The 18904-nt window shown below is 46.0% G+C and carries 12 protein-coding genes and 1 pseudogene; 2 read left to right on the top strand and 11 right to left on the bottom strand.

The window, feature by feature from the left end:
* Positions 1 to 16: 16 nt before the first annotated feature.
* Both HQ50_RS04840 and HQ50_RS04835 read right to left on the bottom strand, forming a co-directional pair.
* Entirely contained in the window at positions 17 to 727 is a 711-nt protein-coding gene (locus HQ50_RS04840) for a DUF3256 family protein (RefSeq protein WP_039428746.1), read from the bottom strand.
* A gap of 64 nt (positions 728 to 791) precedes the next feature.
* Complete coding sequence (locus HQ50_RS04835) at positions 792 to 1250, bottom strand: HU family DNA-binding protein (protein WP_039428743.1); 459 nt, start codon at positions 1248 to 1250, stop codon at positions 792 to 794.
* 391 nt (positions 1251 to 1641) lie between these two features.
* On the opposite strand from HQ50_RS04835, the gene HQ50_RS04830 reads away from it, so the two are divergent.
* Positions 1642 to 2853: a DUF6080 domain-containing protein gene (locus HQ50_RS04830; RefSeq protein ID WP_039428739.1), complete on the top strand. Its 1212-nt coding sequence runs from the start codon at positions 1642 to 1644 to the stop codon at positions 2851 to 2853.
* Positions 2854 to 2879: 26 nt separating this feature from the next.
* Here HQ50_RS04830 and rodA read toward each other — a convergent pair whose 3' ends face one another.
* The 9 genes from rodA to HQ50_RS04785 form a co-directional block, all read right to left on the bottom strand.
* Positions 2880 to 4337 (bottom strand): rod shape-determining protein RodA, encoded by a 1458-nt coding sequence (gene rodA, locus HQ50_RS04825; protein ID WP_039428737.1) that lies wholly within the window; start codon positions 4335 to 4337, stop codon positions 2880 to 2882.
* Positions 4327 to 6192 carry a penicillin-binding protein 2 gene (gene mrdA / locus HQ50_RS04820; RefSeq protein WP_018965538.1) on the bottom strand — a complete coding sequence of 622 codons (1866 nt, stop codon included), beginning with the start codon at positions 6190 to 6192 and terminating at the stop codon, positions 4327 to 4329. The genes rodA and mrdA overlap by 11 nt, the downstream gene beginning before the upstream one ends.
* Positions 6185 to 6703, bottom strand: a complete 519-nt coding sequence (gene mreD / locus HQ50_RS04815; RefSeq protein WP_039428734.1) for a rod shape-determining protein MreD — start codon at positions 6701 to 6703, stop codon at positions 6185 to 6187. Before mreD ends, mrdA begins: the two co-directional genes overlap by 8 nt.
* Positions 6703 to 7590 carry a rod shape-determining protein MreC gene (gene mreC / locus HQ50_RS04810; protein WP_039418571.1) on the bottom strand — a complete coding sequence of 296 codons (888 nt, stop codon included), beginning with the start codon at positions 7588 to 7590 and terminating at the stop codon, positions 6703 to 6705. The genes mreD and mreC overlap by 1 nt, the downstream gene beginning before the upstream one ends.
* A gap of 37 nt (positions 7591 to 7627) precedes the next feature.
* A complete protein-coding gene (locus tag HQ50_RS04805) occupies positions 7628 to 8647 on the bottom strand; it encodes a rod shape-determining protein (protein ID WP_018965535.1) in 1020 nt (339 codons plus the stop codon).
* 101 nt (positions 8648 to 8748) lie between these two features.
* On the bottom strand, positions 8749 to 10266 hold the full coding sequence (purH, locus tag HQ50_RS04800; protein WP_039428732.1) for a bifunctional phosphoribosylaminoimidazolecarboxamide formyltransferase/IMP cyclohydrolase: 1518 nt from the start codon (positions 10264 to 10266) through the stop codon (positions 8749 to 8751).
* Positions 10267 to 10538: 272 nt separating this feature from the next.
* Complete coding sequence (locus HQ50_RS04795; RefSeq protein WP_039428729.1) at positions 10539 to 12863, bottom strand: hypothetical protein; 2325 nt, start codon at positions 12861 to 12863, stop codon at positions 10539 to 10541.
* Entirely contained in the window at positions 12864 to 15542 is a 2679-nt protein-coding gene (locus tag HQ50_RS04790) for a hypothetical protein (RefSeq protein WP_039428726.1), read from the bottom strand. It lies immediately after the preceding gene.
* Positions 15543 to 15752: 210 nt separating this feature from the next.
* On the bottom strand, positions 15753 to 17132 hold the full coding sequence (locus tag HQ50_RS04785; RefSeq protein WP_026292286.1) for a tryptophanase: 1380 nt from the start codon (positions 17130 to 17132) through the stop codon (positions 15753 to 15755).
* Between the two features lie 909 nt (positions 17133 to 18041).
* Between HQ50_RS04785 and HQ50_RS04780 the strand changes: the two are divergent.
* A pseudogene (locus tag HQ50_RS04780) lies at positions 18042 to 18904 on the top strand (ISAs1 family transposase); the annotation flags it as partial.

The raw sequence follows: 18904 nt of genomic DNA, 5'->3' as shown, positions 1-18904 counted from the left end.
AATAATATGTATTGCTTTATCGAACCTGCCGAACGAATCGTCCGGACTGCCAACGGTAGACTAACGGTTCGGGTGAAAGAAAAATTGCCGCAAGCGGTTTCTCCTCCTCTGCCAAGGTCTCTGTCACGGTTTGACGGACCGACAGGGTGTCCGACTCTTCCGAGAGCGACACCTGCATGTAGGACGGACTGAGACTTGCATGTATGGCCTGATAGGCATACGACTGCCTGTCCGTATCGGGGAGGAAAAAGTCGTCTATCCGAGGTTGCTGCCAGAAGCGGTCGGCCTCGAGCGGCTTCCATTCGGTGGTATAGAAATCGATCCGGCTATCCGCCACGGGGTGCGAGACGGTGGTGACCACGCAGATGACGGAGCTGCTGTCCGAAAAGGGTAGGACGCGCATAAATACTTCTCCGACGGTACTGGTCTGAATCCTGATAAAGTTCCGATTGAGGAAGAACGTAACGGTACCTCCCAGAGAAGACTCCAGAGATGCCGTATGGGTAAAGCCGGTGAGATGGCCTGCCCTCCGGCACAAATCGTTCCGCTCCTCCATGGTTACGATCGGCAGGACGGATTCGGGCATGGCCAAGAAGCAACGCTCCAGTTCGCTCGCCACTATCTCCTGCGACCTTGCAGGCAGCACATTACCGAATATGCATCCCGAAAAAATGGCGAGAGCCAGACTCAGCGACTTGGCTGTCCGACTGATAAATTCCTTCTTCATTATGCTTGCAAAGATAATCGGGCACACAAAAAGCACCAAATAGCACCCGAATCGGCCCCAAGGACTACAAGCCTGCGGAAGCATCGCCCTCGGCAGACTCCGTACCGCCGGTGGTAAGATCTTTCTTCTTGGTCAGATAGGGATTGTCCACCGCTATCCTGATCAAAGAGGAGGCTTCGCGCAGATGCCTGTTCTGTATGAACTGAATCTTCGCGCCCTTGATCGTCGTAGCATTGACCTCTTCGGGATGCTCCATAAACCGCCCGGGGGCATAAAGCCGAAAAGTCCCGATCTGTCCGAGCCTGACGGTATTGCCCTCTGCCAACTCGCGCTTGAGGTAATAGGCCAGTCGATCCACGGCATTGCGCACATCGCCGGTCGTGAGCGAACTCATCTCGGCAACGTCCCGAATTACCTCTTCAAAGTCGATTACCTTCGATTTCTGAGCTTCGGCATAATACATCGTTTTGCCTGCATGCTTGCCGACTTTCATTCGGCGTTCCTTCACTGTGTACTGTATCATTTGTTCTGTCTTACTTCCGTGAAAACTTCCTAAGAGCCTCCCGACCGGCTCATCAGGCTCCAAATATAGGCATTATAAATAGGATCTTCCATAAAAGAATAGTATCCCCTCATATGAGACCATAGTATTCTCTTATATGAGACCATAGTATCCTCTCACATGAGACTATAGTATCCTCTCATATGAGACCATAGTATCCTCTCATATGAGACCATAGTATCCTCTCGTATGAGACCATAGTATCCTCTCATATGAGACCATAGTATCCTCTCATGCGAGACCATAGTATCCTCTCATAGGAGACCATAGTATTCTCTCGTATGAGACCATAGTATCCTATTATCATTATATAATATCTACATTTGCAACACAAAGTATTGAAACGCCTGAAATGATACGAAAGGGAGCTATCGGAAGATTGTTCGGTCGGTACCGAGAGGAAGCCATTCTATGCTGCATACTCAGCCTGCTCTACGGAGCACTGACAACGTACATAGCATCTACCGGACTGCTGACGCCGCACGACGGACTCATCGGAGCCTATCTGGGCTATGACAACTACTATCGCTTCGAAACGGCAGGAGGTGTCTTCGACGTAAGCCATCCCTTCCTGAACCTCTTCTATGCCCTCAATCGGTTCGGATTCGTCACGATCGGAGGAGAGAGCTTCGCCCTCGGCATTTGTCTGGCCTTGATGACGTTGTGCACGGCAGCAGGCGTAACGGCCACCTACGCCTATCTCCGCCGTGTGGCGGATCAGGGACGAACGAGGAGCCTGCTCGTCACCCTCCTCTTGGCCGGTAGCTTCACAGCCCTTACCCTGCCATTCACCATCGAGAGCTATCCGATCTCGTTCTTCCTCCTTCCCCTTTCCATCACCGTACTGTCAGTTCGGTACAAGATGCGTGGGAGCTTCGGCGGAGGCACCATTCGTTGGTTTGCCTTTCTACTGGGAGGAATCACCCTGACCAACGTGGCCAAACCGGCCTTGGCTTTCCTTTTGGAAAAAGGGACGATAGGCTCGCGAATCAGGAAAGGAGCTGCCTTGGCAGGAGCATTCTCGCTCTGCGTCCTGCTGGTCGGCCTGCTCTTCACCTATCGGGCGGCCCAACAGGGACAACCCGAGAACGATCCGCGCGCGCTGGCCATCCGCATGTTCGACTTTCGGCAGGGAGCCGACGAATCGGTAGCCGAATACTTCGGCCATCCGCTCCTGATCAGCGATCTGGCCCCGGCACGCCGATACGAAGAGACCACCCTGCGCCCTACACCCTATCGCCGGCCTTGGTCCTATATCGTGCCGCTGCTTTTCCTCACGACGGTTGTCGCCACCCCCCTGCTGAAGCGGAGGGAAAAGCTCGTTTGGCTGCTGCTCCTGTATCTATCGGTGGATGTAGGGGTCAATGTGATCGGAGGATATGGGATGAACGAAGCGGTGATATTCGGAGGACATTGGGTCTTTCTCTGGCCTATGTTGTTGGGATGGATTTACCGGTCGATCCCTCGGAAAGCCTCCCGCCCGATGGATATGGCGGTTTTCCTGCTTGCGGCCGTGCAGACAGTACACAACCTCTCGGTCATTCTGCTGCGCCTGCATCTCTGACGGCGACCGGAGAGGTTAGGCTCCTCCTACCGGCAGTCCCGGTCGGCATCGAGCCGGAGAAAGATAAAGATCAGCAGGGTAAAGCCCCAAAGAGAAGACCCCCCATAGCTGAAAAAGGGAAGGGGAATACCGATAACGGGCACGAGGCCGATCACCATCCCGACATTGATAGAGAGGTGGAAGAGCAATATGGCCGCCACACTATGGCCATAGACTCGCGAGAAGACTTTGGTCTGACGCTCCGCCAGTACAACGATCCGTATGATCAGCGTGGCATAGCCGATCAGCAGCAGCACGGAGCCTAAGAAGCCCTGCTCCTCGCCCACGGTACAAAAGATAAAGTCGGTATCCTGCTCGGGCACATATTTCAGTTTGGTCTGCGTCCCTTTCAGGAACCCCTTGCCCATAAATCCGCCCGAGCCGATGGCGATCTTGGACTGGTCTACATTGTATCCTCCTCCCCGCAAATCGTCCTCTATTCCCAAGGCAACCCTGATACGCATCTGCTGGTGGGGCTGCATCACTTTGTTGAACACATAGTCCACCGAATAGAAGTAGCCCACCGAACACAGGGCGAAAACGGCTATCAGCGCATACGACAGCACATACCGCTTGATGGCCATTGCCAAAGCCCATACGACCAATGCAGCCAAAAGGCCGTATGCCACGAGGACAAAATCCACCGACACGAAGTACGACAGCACTATGGCTACGACATAGGTGGCAGCAGTAAGCCCTGCCGCCACGGCATAGAAGCGTCCTCGCTCCTTGGTATAGATCCGCACGAGGAAGACTCCTATCACAAAAGCCATCGAGACCACAGACCATTCGGCGGCATCCGTATGTCCCCACCATACATCGCCCTGCAGCTTCAAAGCCGTGACGAAAAAGAGGACGGCACAGAAGGCAATACCGATGAATACGCCGGACATTCCCTCACGATAGAGGGCAAGGAAAAAAGCTATATAGACGAGGGCAGACCCCGTTTCGTTCTGCATCAGGATAAGCAGTACGGGGATGAGGATAATGGCAAAAGTGTAGGCATAGGCTTTCATCCCTCGCAGGACGAAGTCGTTCTGATTCAGCTTCCACGCCAGGAAGAGGGCTGTGGTCACCTTGGCAAATTCGGCCGGTTGGAGTCGCAACGGCCCTATCACCAGCCACGAATGCGAGCCTTTTATATCCGGTGCTATCAGTATGGTCAGAGCCAAAAGCCCCAGCATAGCGGCATAGAAGACGGGAGCCAACGACTCGAAAATATCCGTCTCCATGAGCAGAACCATAAAGCCTATGACCACTGCAAGACCGATCCACAGGAGCTGCATCATCGGACGACCGCCCATGGCGAAAAGATGGGATATGTCGAAGTCGTAGCTGGCTCCGCAGACGGCAAACCAACCGGCCACGACGAGCAGCAGATACAGAATGATGGTAAACCAATCGATCCGTTCCTTATAATTGCCTCGGTCTCTCTTAAAAGACATTGCTGTAGTGAATTGCAGTGTTGGACATCTTCGTGGCTACGGCTTCGCCCTCCGGAGACAGATTGCCCTCGCGGAGATAATACTCCATCATTACCCGTCCAATGGGAACTCCGTACATGGCCCCGAAACCGCCGTTCTCTACATAGACGGATACGACCACCTTCGGATTATTGCGAGGGGCAAAGCCAAGGAAAGCCGAATGGTCTTTACCATGAGGATTCTCGGCCGTACCCGTCTTGCCGCATACCTCTATTTCCCCTGGGGCGAAGTTGGCCGCATGGCAGGTTCCGCCCGTTACGGCTCTTGCCATTCCCTCTACTATATACTCCATATTCGCCGCACTGATGCCGCTGTTCTGCCAGTTCGTATAAGCCGTATCGAGAGGGATCCCCTGAATGGCTTTCACCACATGCGGACGGCGATAGCGTCCTCTGTTGGCAATGATGGCACCCAGATTGGCTATTTGGAGCGGAGTGGCCAAGATTTCACCCTGACCGATCGAGATGGAAATAATGGTGGAGGAATTCCATCGCCCCCTATAAGCCTTGTCGTACACCTTGCTGTTGGGGATATAGCCTCGCCTCTCCCCGGGCAGATCCAGTCCAAGCCTGTAGCCGAACCCCAGTCCGACGATTCTGTTCTTCCAATGCTCGAATGCCTCCTGAACGGAAGGATAGAATCGCCTGCTGTCCAGCATGGCACGAAGCCCCCAGCAGAAGAAAGCATTGCAGCTGGTAGCCAGTGCCGGCACCAGACTGAGTGGAGAGCCGTGGCTATGACAGGCCGGCCTGTTGTTCAAGGGAGGGAAGCCATGATAACAGCTAAAGGCATCCGTAGGCCTGATCACCCCTTCCTGCAGGAAGATAGCCCCTTGTGCCGGCTTGAAGGTGGATCCCGGGGGATAGGTGGCCTGAATGGCTCGGGCATACAGGGGCTTGTTCCGGTCATGCTCCATCTCCAAATGATTTTTCCCCCTGTCCTTACCGGCAAGAAGCGAGGGGTCGTAAGAGGGTGAAGAGACGAGACAGAGTACTTCCCCCGTCTCCGGCTCGATCATCACTATAGCCCCACGCTTCCCCTGCATCAGCTGTTCGCCCAGCGTCTGTAGCTTGCTGTCGATCGAGAGGGTCAGATCGCGCCCGGGGATGGCCGGCGAATCGTATTTGCCATCGGAATAGTGTCCTTTGATACGACCGCGAGCATCACGAAGCAGGACTTCTATCCCTTTTTCTCCTCGGAGCGTTTTCTCGTACTGACGCTCCACACCGCTTCTGCCCACATAGTCGCCGGCAATAAGCGAGCTGTCGCGCTCCAAGTCCCGCGTGTTCGCTTCGGATAGATAGCCCAGCACATGTGCGGCTCCATGATACTTATATTGACGGATGGCACGGGGACGAATGGAAAAGCCCGGGAATTTGAACAACTGCTCCTGAAAACGTCCTGCTTCGCGAGGGTTCAGTTGAGCCAGCAGGAGTTGGGGCACATAAGGCGAGTAGCCGGGATTGATACGACGATCCCTTATGTCCTGAAAACGCTTGTGCACATACTCCGGCTCCACATTCAAGGTCTGACACAGAGCAAGGGTATCGAATTCGCCCACCTCTTTCGTCACGGCTACGAGGTCGTAGGCCGGTTCGTTATAAACGAGCAGCTCTCCGTTGCGGTCGTATATCACCCCTCGCGAAGGATATACAGGCTTCTGATAGAAAGCATTGCTATCCGCGCGAGCCTTATAGTTCGGACTCAGGATCTGCAGATAGAACAGGCGTATCGCATAAATGAACACCACACAGATCGTGGTTATCACCAGTAGGAAACGATGTTTTTCGTTGGGATCTTTCCGCCGTTTACTCATTTTCTGGCATTTTGAGTCTCTTGCCAAAAAGCGAATTCATAATAAGCAATAGCAAATAAGTCAGCAGGATGCTTGCCCCTGTACGAAGCAGCATATACGGCACACTCAGCAGGCTCCACGAATCCAGAATGAAAAGGAGCAGATGATGTATGACGGTAAGCTCCAGCACGAACACATATACACCGACTTTCAGATTCCGTGCCGACGGTGGATACCCCAAGTCCGAATCCTTGTCCAAGAAAGGACGTGCCAGTCCGTTGCGGGCGAAAGCCGTAGCCGTCAATGATGCGGCATGCAGCCCGGGTACTCCGCTAAGAATATCAAGGAGCATACCTATTATGAATGCTCGCCACAGAAGAGCGGAAACCGACATGTTCAGCGGCAGCAGCAGCAGAGCATATATATAGACGAAAGGGGTGGCTACTTTGAACAGAAATATGTAGTTGAACACCCATACCTGTAGCAGAACGAGCAGCACGGCTGCCGAGAAAAACCTTATCTCGCGAATCATCAGTAAGCCTCCGTTTTGGGTATGTCGTTTTCCTCCTCCAGTTTCTGTCTCTCTATGTCGATCTTATTCAGGATCACATACACATCCGTCAGCCTGCCGAAGTCGGCAGACAGGATCACCGGCACGGCACTGAACGAGTTCCTCTCGGCCAAAGGCGTATCCTTGCCCTTTATCTTGCCTACACGCCCGACCATCAGGTTGGCAGGGAAGATGGACGAATACCCGCTCGTTACTACCGTATCGCCCTGTGCTAGCTGCACATGACGGGGCAGATCAGTCAGCTGGGCTACATTGCTCCCGGGCTTCTCCCATAAAATGGAACCTACGTATTCGCTTCCCTTGAGTCGGCAACTGAGTTTGAACTTCGGGTTGATGATCGGGATCACAATAGCATAATGGTCTGAAGCAGCCGTTACGGCACCGACTACCCCCGTAGCTGACACGACCCCCATCTCCGGCAGTACACCATCGGCTCGTCCCTTATCTATCGTCATGAAATTCTCCACCCTGTTATAGGAGGCATTGACCACCTGTGCTCTCAGGTAGTCCATCTCCACCGGTTGGGGATTGAGGGAATCCGGCCGAAAAAGCAGGGGGTGTACAGAATCGGCTATCGCAGCATCAACGGCTCTCTTGAGCGAAATATACTCCAACTCCAATCGTGCATTGGCATCGAGAAGCATGCGGTTTTTCTCGCGCAGATTCATATAACTGCGCACTTCGCCCGTCAGGCTATTGATACGCCCCGTCAGGGCATTGGCTATCGCCATTCCTTGTGCCCGATGGTAGATGCTGTCGTTAAAGAGTACGACAAAGGCTACTGTCTCCAGAAAAAGAAACAGTAGCCAATGCCGATGACGTACTATAAACTCAATGAGCTTACGCATGTTAGAGCATGCAGGAAGAAGGTTTTTCGGATTATCTCTATCGGATCAGGAAATTGAATGTGTCCACATATTTGAGTGCAATCCCCGTACCCTTGGCTACGGCCAACAGAGGTTCATCGGCTACCTGGAAAGTGATACCGAAACGATCGGTCAGACGCTTATCCAAGCCGCGCAGCATAGCTCCTCCACCGGTCAGGAATACACCGTTCCTCACGATGTCGGCATAGAGTTCGGGAGGAGTTTCCTCCAATGCTTTGAGGATGGCAGCTTCGATCTTCACGATGGACTTCTCCAGACAGTGTGCCACCTCCTTATAACTTACGGGTATCTTCCGCGGCAGGGTATCCATCTGGTCGGCACCGCAGACGAGGTAGGTCTCAGGCGGTGAAGCCAAGTCTTCCGAAGCAGCACCTACATTGATTTTGATCTGCTCGGCTGTACGCTCCCCGATCTTCACATTGTGTTCGCGGCGCATATAGTCCATAATATCATTGGTCAGTTCATCGCCGGCTACACGGATGGACTGGTCCATGACGATACCGCCGAGTGAAATGACGGCGATCTCTGTGGTACCACCACCTATATCTACGATCATATTCCCCTCCGGAGCCAGCACATCGATACCGATACCAACGGCAGCAGCCATAGGCTCGTATATCATATATACATCACGCCCACCGGCATGCTCGCTGGAGTCGCGTACGGCACGCATCTCGACTTCCGTACTGCCCGAAGGGATGCCGATCACCATGCGGAGCGATGGATGGATCCAACGATGCTTCTTACCGATCATACGGATCATACCGCTTATCATCTGCTCGGCAGCTTTGAAGTCGGCTATCACACCGTCTCGCAAAGGGCGTACCGTCCTGATATGCTGGTGTCCTTTCTCGTACATCTCACGAGCAGCTGTCCCTACCGCTATCACTTCATCTGTGCGGCGATCGAATGCTACCACGGAAGGCTCATCCAAGACGACCTTACCATCTTTGATTATTATCGTATTAGCCGTACCTAAGTCAATGGCCAATTCCTGTCGAAAAGAAAATAATCCCATCTTGTTCTGTATCTGTAGAAAAGTATTTCCTGTGCTGGTGACGGTACGGGAGTGCTATATCCGACCATTCTTTTGCTACAGGCCTATTTTCTATGTTTTTGTTAATGTTTGAAATGTCTTACTCCCGTCATCACCATGGCAATGCCCCTCTTGGTAGCCTCTTCGATGCTCAGGTTGTCCTTGATGGAACCTCCGGGCTGGATGATAGCGCGAATACCTGCTTCGGCAGCTATCTCCACACAATCGGCAAAGGGGAAGAAAGCATCGCTGGCCATGACAGCCCCATTCAGGTCGAAGCCGAAGCTCCGCGCTTTCTCTATGGCCTGTCGTAGAGCATCGACTCTGGAAGTTTGCCCCACTCCACTGGCACAAAGTTGGCTATCCTTTACCAAAGTAATAGCATTGCTCTTGCTATGCTTTACCACCTTATTGGCAAAGATGAGGTCGTCCGTTTCGTCTGCCGTAGGCACCACCGGTGTTACAGGCTTAAAGTCCGTAGCCTTCGCTGTCACACTATCCGTTTGCTGCATGAGCACACCGCCAAACATGGAACGGAACTGCCACTGCTCACGTACAGGTTCTTTCTGTAAGAGGATGATCCTGTTCGTCTTTCGTGTCAGATATTCCATGGCGGCATTGTCATAATCGGGAGCAATGATCACCTCGAAGAAAATCTTGTCGATCTCTTGAGCCGTTTCCTTATCAATAGGAGTATTCGTCACCAGTATGCCGCCAAAAGCCGATACGGGGTCACCTGCCAGAGCAGCCTGCCATGCTTCGATCAGCGTACCGCGCGAAGCTATGCCGCAGGCATTCGTATGCTTGAGGATTGCAAAGGTGGGGGCGGAAAACTCACTGATAAGCGATACCGCAGCTTCGATGTCCTGCAAATTGTTGTAGGAGATTTCTTTCCCTTGGAGCTTATCGAAATAGCGGTCGAAGTTGCCGAAAAAGAATCCTCGCTGATGAGGATTCTCCCCATAGCGAAGCACTTTCGGGCTATCTGCCGACATACGGAAAGCCGTCTGCTCTCCATCATCGAAGTAACGGAAGATAGCACTGTCGTATGCCGAACTCACTGCAAAAGCCTCACGGGCATAGTGCCTGCGCTCGGCTATGGTAGTTTTGGCTCCCCGCTCTTTCAGCAGTCTGTAAAATCCGCCATACTGAGCCCGTGACGAGATGATAACGACATCTTCGAAGTTCTTGGCTGCTCCTCGAATGAGAGAGATACCGCCTATATCTATCTTCTCTATGATATCTGCTTCCGATGCTCCCGATGCCACGGTGGCCTCGAATGGATATAGATCCACAATCACCAGGTCGATAAGGGACAATCCGTATTCTCCTACTTCGCGCAGATCGGTTTCATGACCACGACGTGCCAAAATACCGCCAAAAATCATCGGATGCAATGTCTTCACCCGTCCACCAAGCATCGAAGGATAGTGCGTCAGGTCATCTACAGCCCGACACGGATAACCGAGTGAAGTGATAAATTCATGAGTGCCTCCTGTGGATACGAACTCCACTCCTTGTCTGTTCAATTCGGCCAATATTTCGGCCAAACCATCTTTATGATAGACCGATATGAGAGCTCTACGGATAACCTTTTCCATCACACGCGATTTGCTGCTTGTATTACTACGTAGTTAAATAGGAATGGTTACAAAGGTAGTGGTTTTTCCGACAGATAGTTGCGGTAGATCAGGGCAACCGCATCAAAAATTTCGAGAAAATACAAGTTGCTAATTTTCAAGTGATTGCATTTTGGAGATTATACTCAAAGATAAAGAATGCATTCAAAACTATGGTTGATAATCAGGCACTTACAGTTTGATGCGGTTGCCCTGGCGGTAGATCGGAGATTGGCTATATCGTTCGGATATTATCAGTGGAAATGATAAATAGCTGCATTCTCATCAAATTCTCGGAGCAACCTCATGGCATCCTTATGAGATACACTTTTCTTATGTACTAAATAACAATAAATACTAGCATATTCGTTATAAATGTTGGTCGCAAAAATACCGGCATCATCAGTGCCAACTACAATCGGAGGGATTGGACATCCCTCCGATTTCCATTTTAGCCAATTCCATAGATGTGAAGAAGAAAAATCATCATAAAATCCTATTCTTAAATTACTTGTCGGTAATGTCTCTATGACAATTTCTTTTCTATGCATATATCTTAAAATTTCTTTTTGCAGTGCTGTTATAACTTTATCATCAAATAATTCAGCAGGATCAATAGAAATTATATCATTATAATGAGGTATACTATTTTGATTATTTGCATTGTATAAATTTAGTATTTTGCGAACACTTACAGGTAACTTATCCAATTCTTTTTTTATTCCTTGAGTCTCATCATCGAAAAGGTCTTTATTTTCACAGACAATCTTATTAACAATTTTCGGACACCATCTACGACAAATCCATGCTTTTACAAGACTATCGACTGTATAAATTTCATTATATATATTCTCCGAAAGTTCCTCAATACGAAGAGTCAAATTTGGTATTAAATAATATAATTCCTTAATAGGATCTTTCTGCTGAGTAATCAAGTAATAAACGAAAAGGCAATCGCTTAGATAATCACCCTGGGAAATATAAATCTCTCCCCTCAATCTTTTAAGCCATAAGGCAGCATCAGAACCGGAAGCGGCACAGTGTCCGATCCTATCTCCACGTTCCAATCCCAAAAAATAGATAGCTTCGAATATAGCTCTCAAACCAGATACTATATGAATAAAATCCTCTCCTGCATGATAGGTAAAATGATTGAATCCATTACCTCTTAACTGATGATATATTGGAGCAAACACTTCCGGTGGAGTATCAAATTCACTGGCAGCTGCATCTATTCCAACGACATCGTTTATGCATGGATTTTGATTTTTCTTCATTCTACAAAGAGAATCGGCAATAGTAGACAATTCGGACCTCAGTGTTTCATAACGATATCGATCTTCTTTTATTTTCTCTTGTTTCTTAATAAAATGTGCCACTAAGTACAATTTGGGCTTTTTATTTGAGTCCTTATTTTTTCTGCTCCACTCTTCTATAAAACCCTTCCATCCCTTATTAATGTTTTGAATAAGACGAATAGTATCCGCTTCTGTCTTTTTAGGAGAAAATCTTCCTTCAAGAACAGATATATTCTGCAAAGAATTACCTGAAAGCTGAAAAAAACGACGATTGAATGATTTTTCACTATACCATCTAAGATCATTACTTGTGATTTTTTGGAATTGACGAAATCCAAACTGGGAAGGTTGGTGGACAAGAAGCATATTCACCAACCCCTTCGCCAAAAGATAGAAATGAAATTTTCCAACACTAAGAGAACTTAGAGGCATTGGAGAAGAATCACTTCCAATATAGCTGAAGAATTTTATATAGATCAACATTTCCAACACCAAACTAGGTTTTTCTTCTAATATTATTTTCCTCAAATCCAAAGGCAATTTATCGAAATCGTCCATCATAAAATGAGAAATAAATTCTTTTCGATATTTCTGTGCCTTTTCTAATACAGAATAAAGCTCTGTAGGATTCATTCTGGGGTCAATCTGAGCAAAATGTTCCTTTACTAACTCATCGCTGGTAAAATTCCTATGTACTTCTTTCAGAGAATCAGAGGGGTTAGTAATCATATCAGCCCACACCCAGTCACTCTCCATGGTTCCATTCAAGTGAATATGCAGATCATAAAATCCTTCCTTTTCTTTCAAAAGGTGATTTAGTTCTGGTATATAAGCAGAAGGGAGAGCTGAAAAAATCACATTAGGAGCAATATATCTCGCTATATAGGACTCCAGATTTGAATCTATACAAGGGCCATATTTTTTGTATATAAAAGTAGCCATAAGGAACAAAGGAGAAAAATAGCAAACTAATTCTTGCCATTCAAGAAATTTTTCCTGCCGTACAAATATAACACCTCTTCGTTCTTCTAAATATTCCATTGCCAGCGCAGAAACACTTTTCAAAATAAATTCTCCTATATTTCGACTCTCATTTTTTATTTGTTCTATTTCTCTTTTTGTTTGAAATATATAATAATGATCTGACAATTCCTTCCTTCTTTCTCTCTCAATTAATCTGAGCCTCCTTTCCAAAACATCAATTGCAATTTCTTCTGATAGGCCCAAAAGGTAATCATGCAAAGATTCTATATCTTGAAAAAGTCCTCTTATAATCTCCATTTAACCTTCAATTTTATCGCAAAAAACAGAATAATAAACATGAAAATCTTTTAATTTCAATTCTGACAAAGAATCTTTGCCGAAATTACGAGTCAATTTTTTCATAACAGAATTATGAAGTCTTTTTTCTCCTACGTTAGATTTATCATAGGAAATTGCATATTTAAATAATTCAGGAGTAATTCTCATATTTTTTATTCTGCGAAATGTTTTATCGTTAGCATTAAGTGGTGGGAGCACTTGGATCTTATTCAAAAAATCATATTGATTCACTTTTTCAAGTGCATTTATTTTGTCTTCATCAAAACCCAAACAACCCTTAAAATAATCCAAATCATTTTTCAAATACGGATCTTTCATGTTTAAGAAGCAAAGGAATAAGGGACAAGATAAAATCCATTTTGAAAAGAGCAAATTGCTTTCATTTTCATAAACAATACATTTTTTTAATTCGACAATATTATCTCTAAAAGCAGCAGAATCTCTCAAGGGCTGTTTTTCAGACAAACTTACATTTTCAAGTCTTTCTCGGACTTCTTCATATAAAACGGAATTCATAAAAGCAATTATTTTTTTATGTAAAAAATCCCCCACATTACTTTTAGGATATTGAGATACTATTTTTTTTGCAGAAAACGAGAAGTTTGTAAACATCCTCCCCAGCAAATAAGGAGGTATATGTTTAAAAAAGGATGACTCACACCAATCTTCTAATAGACAGGCGATCAAGGATATTTCATCTAAATTCGAAGAAGGTTGTTCACTTTTGAATAGAGAAAACTCTTCATCAAAATCATCTTCTTCATCATATTGTTCCGTTTGATCAGGCTGCCCCTGCCCAATAGGCATATCATCTACATACTCCCTTATTTTTATATAGTCCTTTATTTTTTTTGCTATTATATTTTCATTTTCTTTTTTAACGTCTTGATTATAATCCCCACTATCTACTTTTTTTCGACTCAATAGGACATCGTAAATCACTGCTATAATAAACATAATAGAGCATACGTATACAGAAGCACCTTTCCCTTGAAAAACAATTCGAGAAAAAGGAATAGCAGCCAAACGAGGATTTAAATCAATCGATCCTTTCATAGAACTTACATCATTTACTCTAAGAGATGCTAAAGCCAGTTTTTGAGAAGAGCTATTTCTTGAAATTATTGAGCCCACAATGGCATGCATTGAAGCATTTGAAGTAAGCCCATTCCAATCTTTACTCTTAGGGAAATTTTTTAATGGAAAAAGATTTCTAAGATAGCAGATCCTTATCCAATAATCAAAAATCATCTCTCTTTTTTTAGGGACTCTTCTTGAGAAAGAGAGTGTAAAAGCGAATAAGATTATATCAATTTCTTTCCTTCCAGTAATTGGTCGCAATTGATAAAAATCTTTTAGTATATCTTCTCTAAGTAAAAATTCGAGGATAGCAGGAACAAAATAATCAGATCGATTTCGCATAAAAAAAACGTCAACCTCGGAACTTAGAAACTCGTTCATAAATGTTTCCAATATAAACTTTGCTGTAGACTTATCTTTTGTCTCATAATATCCTTTTAAAAATTGCATTTGAGTCCTTATTGTAAGGGATAAAACACTAGAAATAAAAACTTTCTTTTGTTGAAAATCAAATATCCCGTAATGATCGAGTATTTCATTATAGCAGTCAAGGATTGGCTTAGGAAGATCTTGCTCTACAAATTGAACATGTATAGTATTCAACTTATTGATACTCCAATCATTCCATTCGCTAAGATAGGGCAATATAATCATCCGGTCAGGACGCAAAACCTTCCTCATATATTGCTGCTCCATATTAGTTACAAGCCGTTCATATTCTTGTTCGGATCTGCGATCCGATTTATCCCATCTATCTACTTCATTCTTTAGAAGAGCTTTTCCGAAGTTCATCCACTGTTGCTTTCTAACCGCTTTTGAGAATAAATGCAGCTCCCCACTAATAATTGTAAAAATCTCAGGTATATCCAAATATTTCCGAATCATCTCGAGTACCGGCCAACCTTTTTTGAAATCAATATCTATATCATCCAAAAAAATTACAAAGGCATCTTTTTCTAACACCGTCAAGGTACACTTGACCAATTCCCTGAATTTCTGTTGAATAGAGCAGGCTGACTTAACAGCATTAAGGCCCTTTCTCATAATGAAATTGGGATCTTGCCAGCTGGGGTCCTCTCGGAAAGTATTCGATAGATTTTCTATCGAAGGAAGTCCGGCAGCAAGTTCTTCCAAAAGAGATTCCCAGTGCTGCCTCATATAATTATACCTATCTATACATTCTCTACTTTCCTCCCTATTGTAAAAAGCATCCTTAATCAAGGAAAGAACGAGTAGAAAAGGATGAGCTTTCTCTTCTATGAGAGTAGGGTCGATTATTTCAAGTGGATAAAGATTCTCTCTCTTTCTGTATATCTCTCCTTTTAATGTTCTAAGGAAAGTAGTCTTACCACTACCTCTATCCCCAATTATAGATATAGCATGGTTGAATCTCGTCCTTTCCTTATCAGATTTTTGCTTCAGATCAGCATCAATCCACTCTAAAACAGTTTCAATATTTCGCCAATGTATCAGCCCTTCGCGTCTGAAATCTGCCGCATTGTCACTTCTACTCAATACAATTTTGGTTATTTGATCTTGTCTCTCTTTGTCTTCCATACGATTTCGTTTTTTTATAAAATGAATACTATACCACAAATGTATTAATTAACGCATTACAAATCATCTATTGAGATAAAAAGATAAAACCAACCTCCATTATCATGAGACTTAAAGCTCACTGTTGGTATGAAAAAGAGATGTGTCAAATCTTTTCATTTTGACACACCTCTTAATTATTTGTTGATTTCTACGTATAGTCCTTACCGCTTACTTGGCTTTTTCCAGCTCAACGGTGAAGTGACGCATGATCGGATTTTCATACGTAATCACATAGCCGCGTGTAATGCTCTCGCGACGGTCGTACACATTCTTTACCGCAGCAGCGATAACGTCCATGTGGTTGTTCGTGTAGGTACGACGCGGAATAGCCAGACGCAGGAGTTCGAGACGCGGATAGCGGTTCTCCTTTGTCACAGGATCACGGTCTGCAAGGATAGAACCGATCTCAACCCCACGAATACCGGCCTCCAGATACAGCTCAATACCCAGAGTCTGAGCGATGAACTCTTCTTTCGGCACATTCGTAAGGATCTTCTTAGCATCGAGGAAAATGGCATGGCCACCGGCAGGACGCTGATAGGGAATACCATATTCATCCAACTTTTTGCCCAGATATTCCACCTGTTTGATGCGGGTCTCAAGTGTATCGAAGTCGGTACCTTCGTCCAGACCTTGTGCCAGAGCATTCATATCACGACCACTCATGCCACCGTATGTGATAAAGCCCTCGTTCATGATACAGAACATCTGGCAACGCTTGAAGAGCTCTTCATCCTTGAATGCCACGAAACCACCCATATTTACGATAGCGTCTTTCTTGCTGGACATGGTCATCATATCGGCATACGAGTAGATTTCCTTCACGATCTCCTTGATACTCTTATTTTCATAACCGGCTTCGCGCGTCTTGATGAAGTAGGCGTTTTCAGCAAAGCGTGCAGAGTCGATCAGCAAACGGAGACCATAGCGGTGCGTCAGCTCGCTTACTTCGCGGATATTCTTCATAGAAACGGGCTGTCCTCCGGCTGTGTTGTTCGTAATCGTAAGCACTACGCAGGGGATCTTTTCCTTAGGAGTCTCTTTCAGTATTTTCTCTAACTTGTTCAGATCCATATTGCCCTTGAAGGGAAGTTCGATCTGCGTATCGGCAGCCTCGTCGATGGTGCAGTCAGGGGCAAAAGCGCGACGGTATTCGATATGCCCTTTAGTCGTGTCGAAGTGAGAGTTGCCGGGCAGTACATCACCTTCTTTCACGATGGTGGAGAAAAGCACATTTTCGGCAGCACGACCTTGGTGCGTGGGGAGAAAGTAGTTAAAGCCCAGAATGTCGTGAATGGCATTCTTCATATTATAGTATGAACGTGCACCGGCATAACTCTCATCCCCGAGCATCATAGCAGACCATTGGCGGTCGCTCATAGCACCTGTACCTGAGTCGGTAAGCAAATCGATAAACACATAGTCGCTCTTGAGCAGGAAGAGATTGTAATGAGCGTCCTTGATCCATTGTTCACGCTCTTCACGCGTACTCTTACGGATAGGCTCTACCATTTTAATGCGGTAGGATTCTGAAAAAGGTAATTCCATAGGATTGTAACTGTGATTTTGAAGTTAGTTTTTCCTGTTATGTTCTAATGGGCGGCAAGTTAGTCATTTTTTACCGGAGAGGCATCTTTTTCGGAGAATTGCTCTGAGGGTGTGATACATGACAATCGGCTGAATACTTGGAAAGTATGATGGATAAGAACGAAAAACGCTCCATAACGTGAATGCGGAGTATGATGAAAAGAGATTCATGCCACGGGAAAATATGCACCCAAAAAAGTTTTCAACAACGAAGCGGAGTTTGGAATGATTCTAAATAAGCACCCGAAAAAGAAAGGCAAGCGAGGCAAAAAAGATGAGAAAACGGACTTTCACAGGTCGATTTTCGATTTTGATGTGTTCGTATAACGATTTATATATAAAGCATTTTCAATTTATATACAGATCGTTTTCTATTTATATATAAAACGATTTCAATAAATATATAGATCGTAAATGATTTATATATAAATCGCAGACTGAAAAAGGCCGATTTGGGAGGTGATAAAACAAAGGCACCCACCGAGTTTAATAGCAAACTCAGTGGGTGCCCGGTCTCTTGCGAGGATTACCGAAAAGGTATTTCGCCCCTAGGAAAAGTAGAATATATGCTCTTTATTTTCTATGGCGTTGATGGGATATAGACAAAGAGGGTGCGACTGTAGCAGCCGTATCGGCAGATGAAAGGGATGCGAGAACTCGGTGTACATGTCGGGCAGCAATTAGCAGTTTATCCAATGTATTCGTATTAAGCGGGTAAAGACAGTCGGGAAATGCATTCGGCTTTCTGCCCTGAGCTTTACCGGTGGCAAATATAACAAGATCATTCATTCTCAGGGAATCGAAATTGCTCATGAGCGTTCCACTCTGAGATACAGGGCACCCGCATCAAAATAGAGCTATCTTCGGGTTATGGATGTACAAGGCTATTTTTCTAAGGTAGAAGATCCACGTGTAGTGGGTCGTTGCAAGCATAAGTTAAGCGATATTCTGGTTATAGCACTGGCGAGTTATCTGTGTGGAGGCGAGGATTATGAGTCCATGCATGAGCTTTGCTTAGAGCGTGGAGAATCGCTTCATCCACTGGTTGAGTTGCCTAATGGTTGTCCGAGCGTAGACACTTTCGAAAGAGTGCTCCAACGTATTGAGCCTCAGTCTCTCTATGCTTGTCTTGAAGTTTATGGAAAAGAGCTGATTAGCGACTTGGAAGGTAAACATATCGCCATTGACGGCAAACGCCTCAGAGGCTCGAAGAAGAAAACCGGCAGTACGCATATTCTCTCAGCTTGGGTTGATGAAGTAGGTTTAAGCCTTGCTCAAGAGACTGTTGCCGAGAAACGCAATGAGTTACAAGCCATTCCGGAAGTTTTGGATAGCCTTGATTTGTCGGGAGCAGTCGTCAGCATAGATGCCATGGGGACTCAAACCAACATTGCAGAGCAGATCATCCAATCGGAAGCCGACTACATTCTAAGCCTCAAAGGCAACCAAAAACACTTGTATGAGGATGTTCAGGATGGCTTCACAGGACAATACAGGTGTCATCGTTATGAGACCTTGCAGAAAGATCATGGTCGTATCGAAAAGAGGACTTATACCACATTACCGGCTTCAGAGGTGTTTGAGGAGGGGGAATATCGTCAATGGCAAGGCTTGAGAAGTTTAATTCTCAAGTGGAGCGTGAGATTAGTAGTTTAGAGGGAGAGACTCGCATAGATAAGCAGTATTATATCAGCAGTTTACCACCCGAGGGTTGTCAGTTAATCGGACAATAT

Origin of the sequence: Porphyromonas sp. COT-052 OH4946, from assembly GCF_000765965.1 — a bacterium.
Lineage (GTDB): Bacteria > Bacteroidota > Bacteroidia > Bacteroidales > Porphyromonadaceae > Porphyromonas > Porphyromonas gulae.
The sequence above is the reverse complement of the archived record's forward strand: the minus strand, read 5'-3'. Positions and strand labels throughout refer to the sequence as shown.

Coding starts and splice junctions, on each gene's coding strand:
- HQ50_RS04840 (WP_039428746.1), bottom strand. CDS start 727: ATGAAGAAGGAATTTATCAGTCGGACAGCCAAGTCGCTGAGTCTGGCT.
- HQ50_RS04835 (WP_039428743.1), bottom strand. CDS start 1,250: ATGATACAGTACACAGTGAAGGAACGCCGAATGAAAGTCGGCAAGCAT.
- HQ50_RS04830 (WP_039428739.1), top strand. CDS start 1,642: ATGATACGAAAGGGAGCTATCGGAAGATTGTTCGGTCGGTACCGAGAG.
- rodA (WP_039428737.1), bottom strand. CDS start 4,337: ATGTCTTTTAAGAGAGACCGAGGCAATTATAAGGAACGGATCGATTGG.
- mrdA (WP_018965538.1), bottom strand. CDS start 6,192: ATGAGTAAACGGCGGAAAGATCCCAACGAAAAACATCGTTTCCTACTG.
- mreD (WP_039428734.1), bottom strand. CDS start 6,703: ATGATTCGCGAGATAAGGTTTTTCTCGGCAGCCGTGCTGCTCGTTCTG.
- mreC (WP_039418571.1), bottom strand. CDS start 7,590: ATGCGTAAGCTCATTGAGTTTATAGTACGTCATCGGCATTGGCTACTG.
- HQ50_RS04805 (WP_018965535.1), bottom strand. CDS start 8,647: ATGGGATTATTTTCTTTTCGACAGGAATTGGCCATTGACTTAGGTACG.
- purH (WP_039428732.1), bottom strand. CDS start 10,266: ATGGAAAAGGTTATCCGTAGAGCTCTCATATCGGTCTATCATAAAGAT.
- HQ50_RS04795 (WP_039428729.1), bottom strand. CDS start 12,863: ATGGAGATTATAAGAGGACTTTTTCAAGATATAGAATCTTTGCATGAT.
- HQ50_RS04790 (WP_039428726.1), bottom strand. CDS start 15,542: ATGGAAGACAAAGAGAGACAAGATCAAATAACCAAAATTGTATTGAGT.
- HQ50_RS04785 (WP_026292286.1), bottom strand. CDS start 17,132: ATGGAATTACCTTTTTCAGAATCCTACCGCATTAAAATGGTAGAGCCT.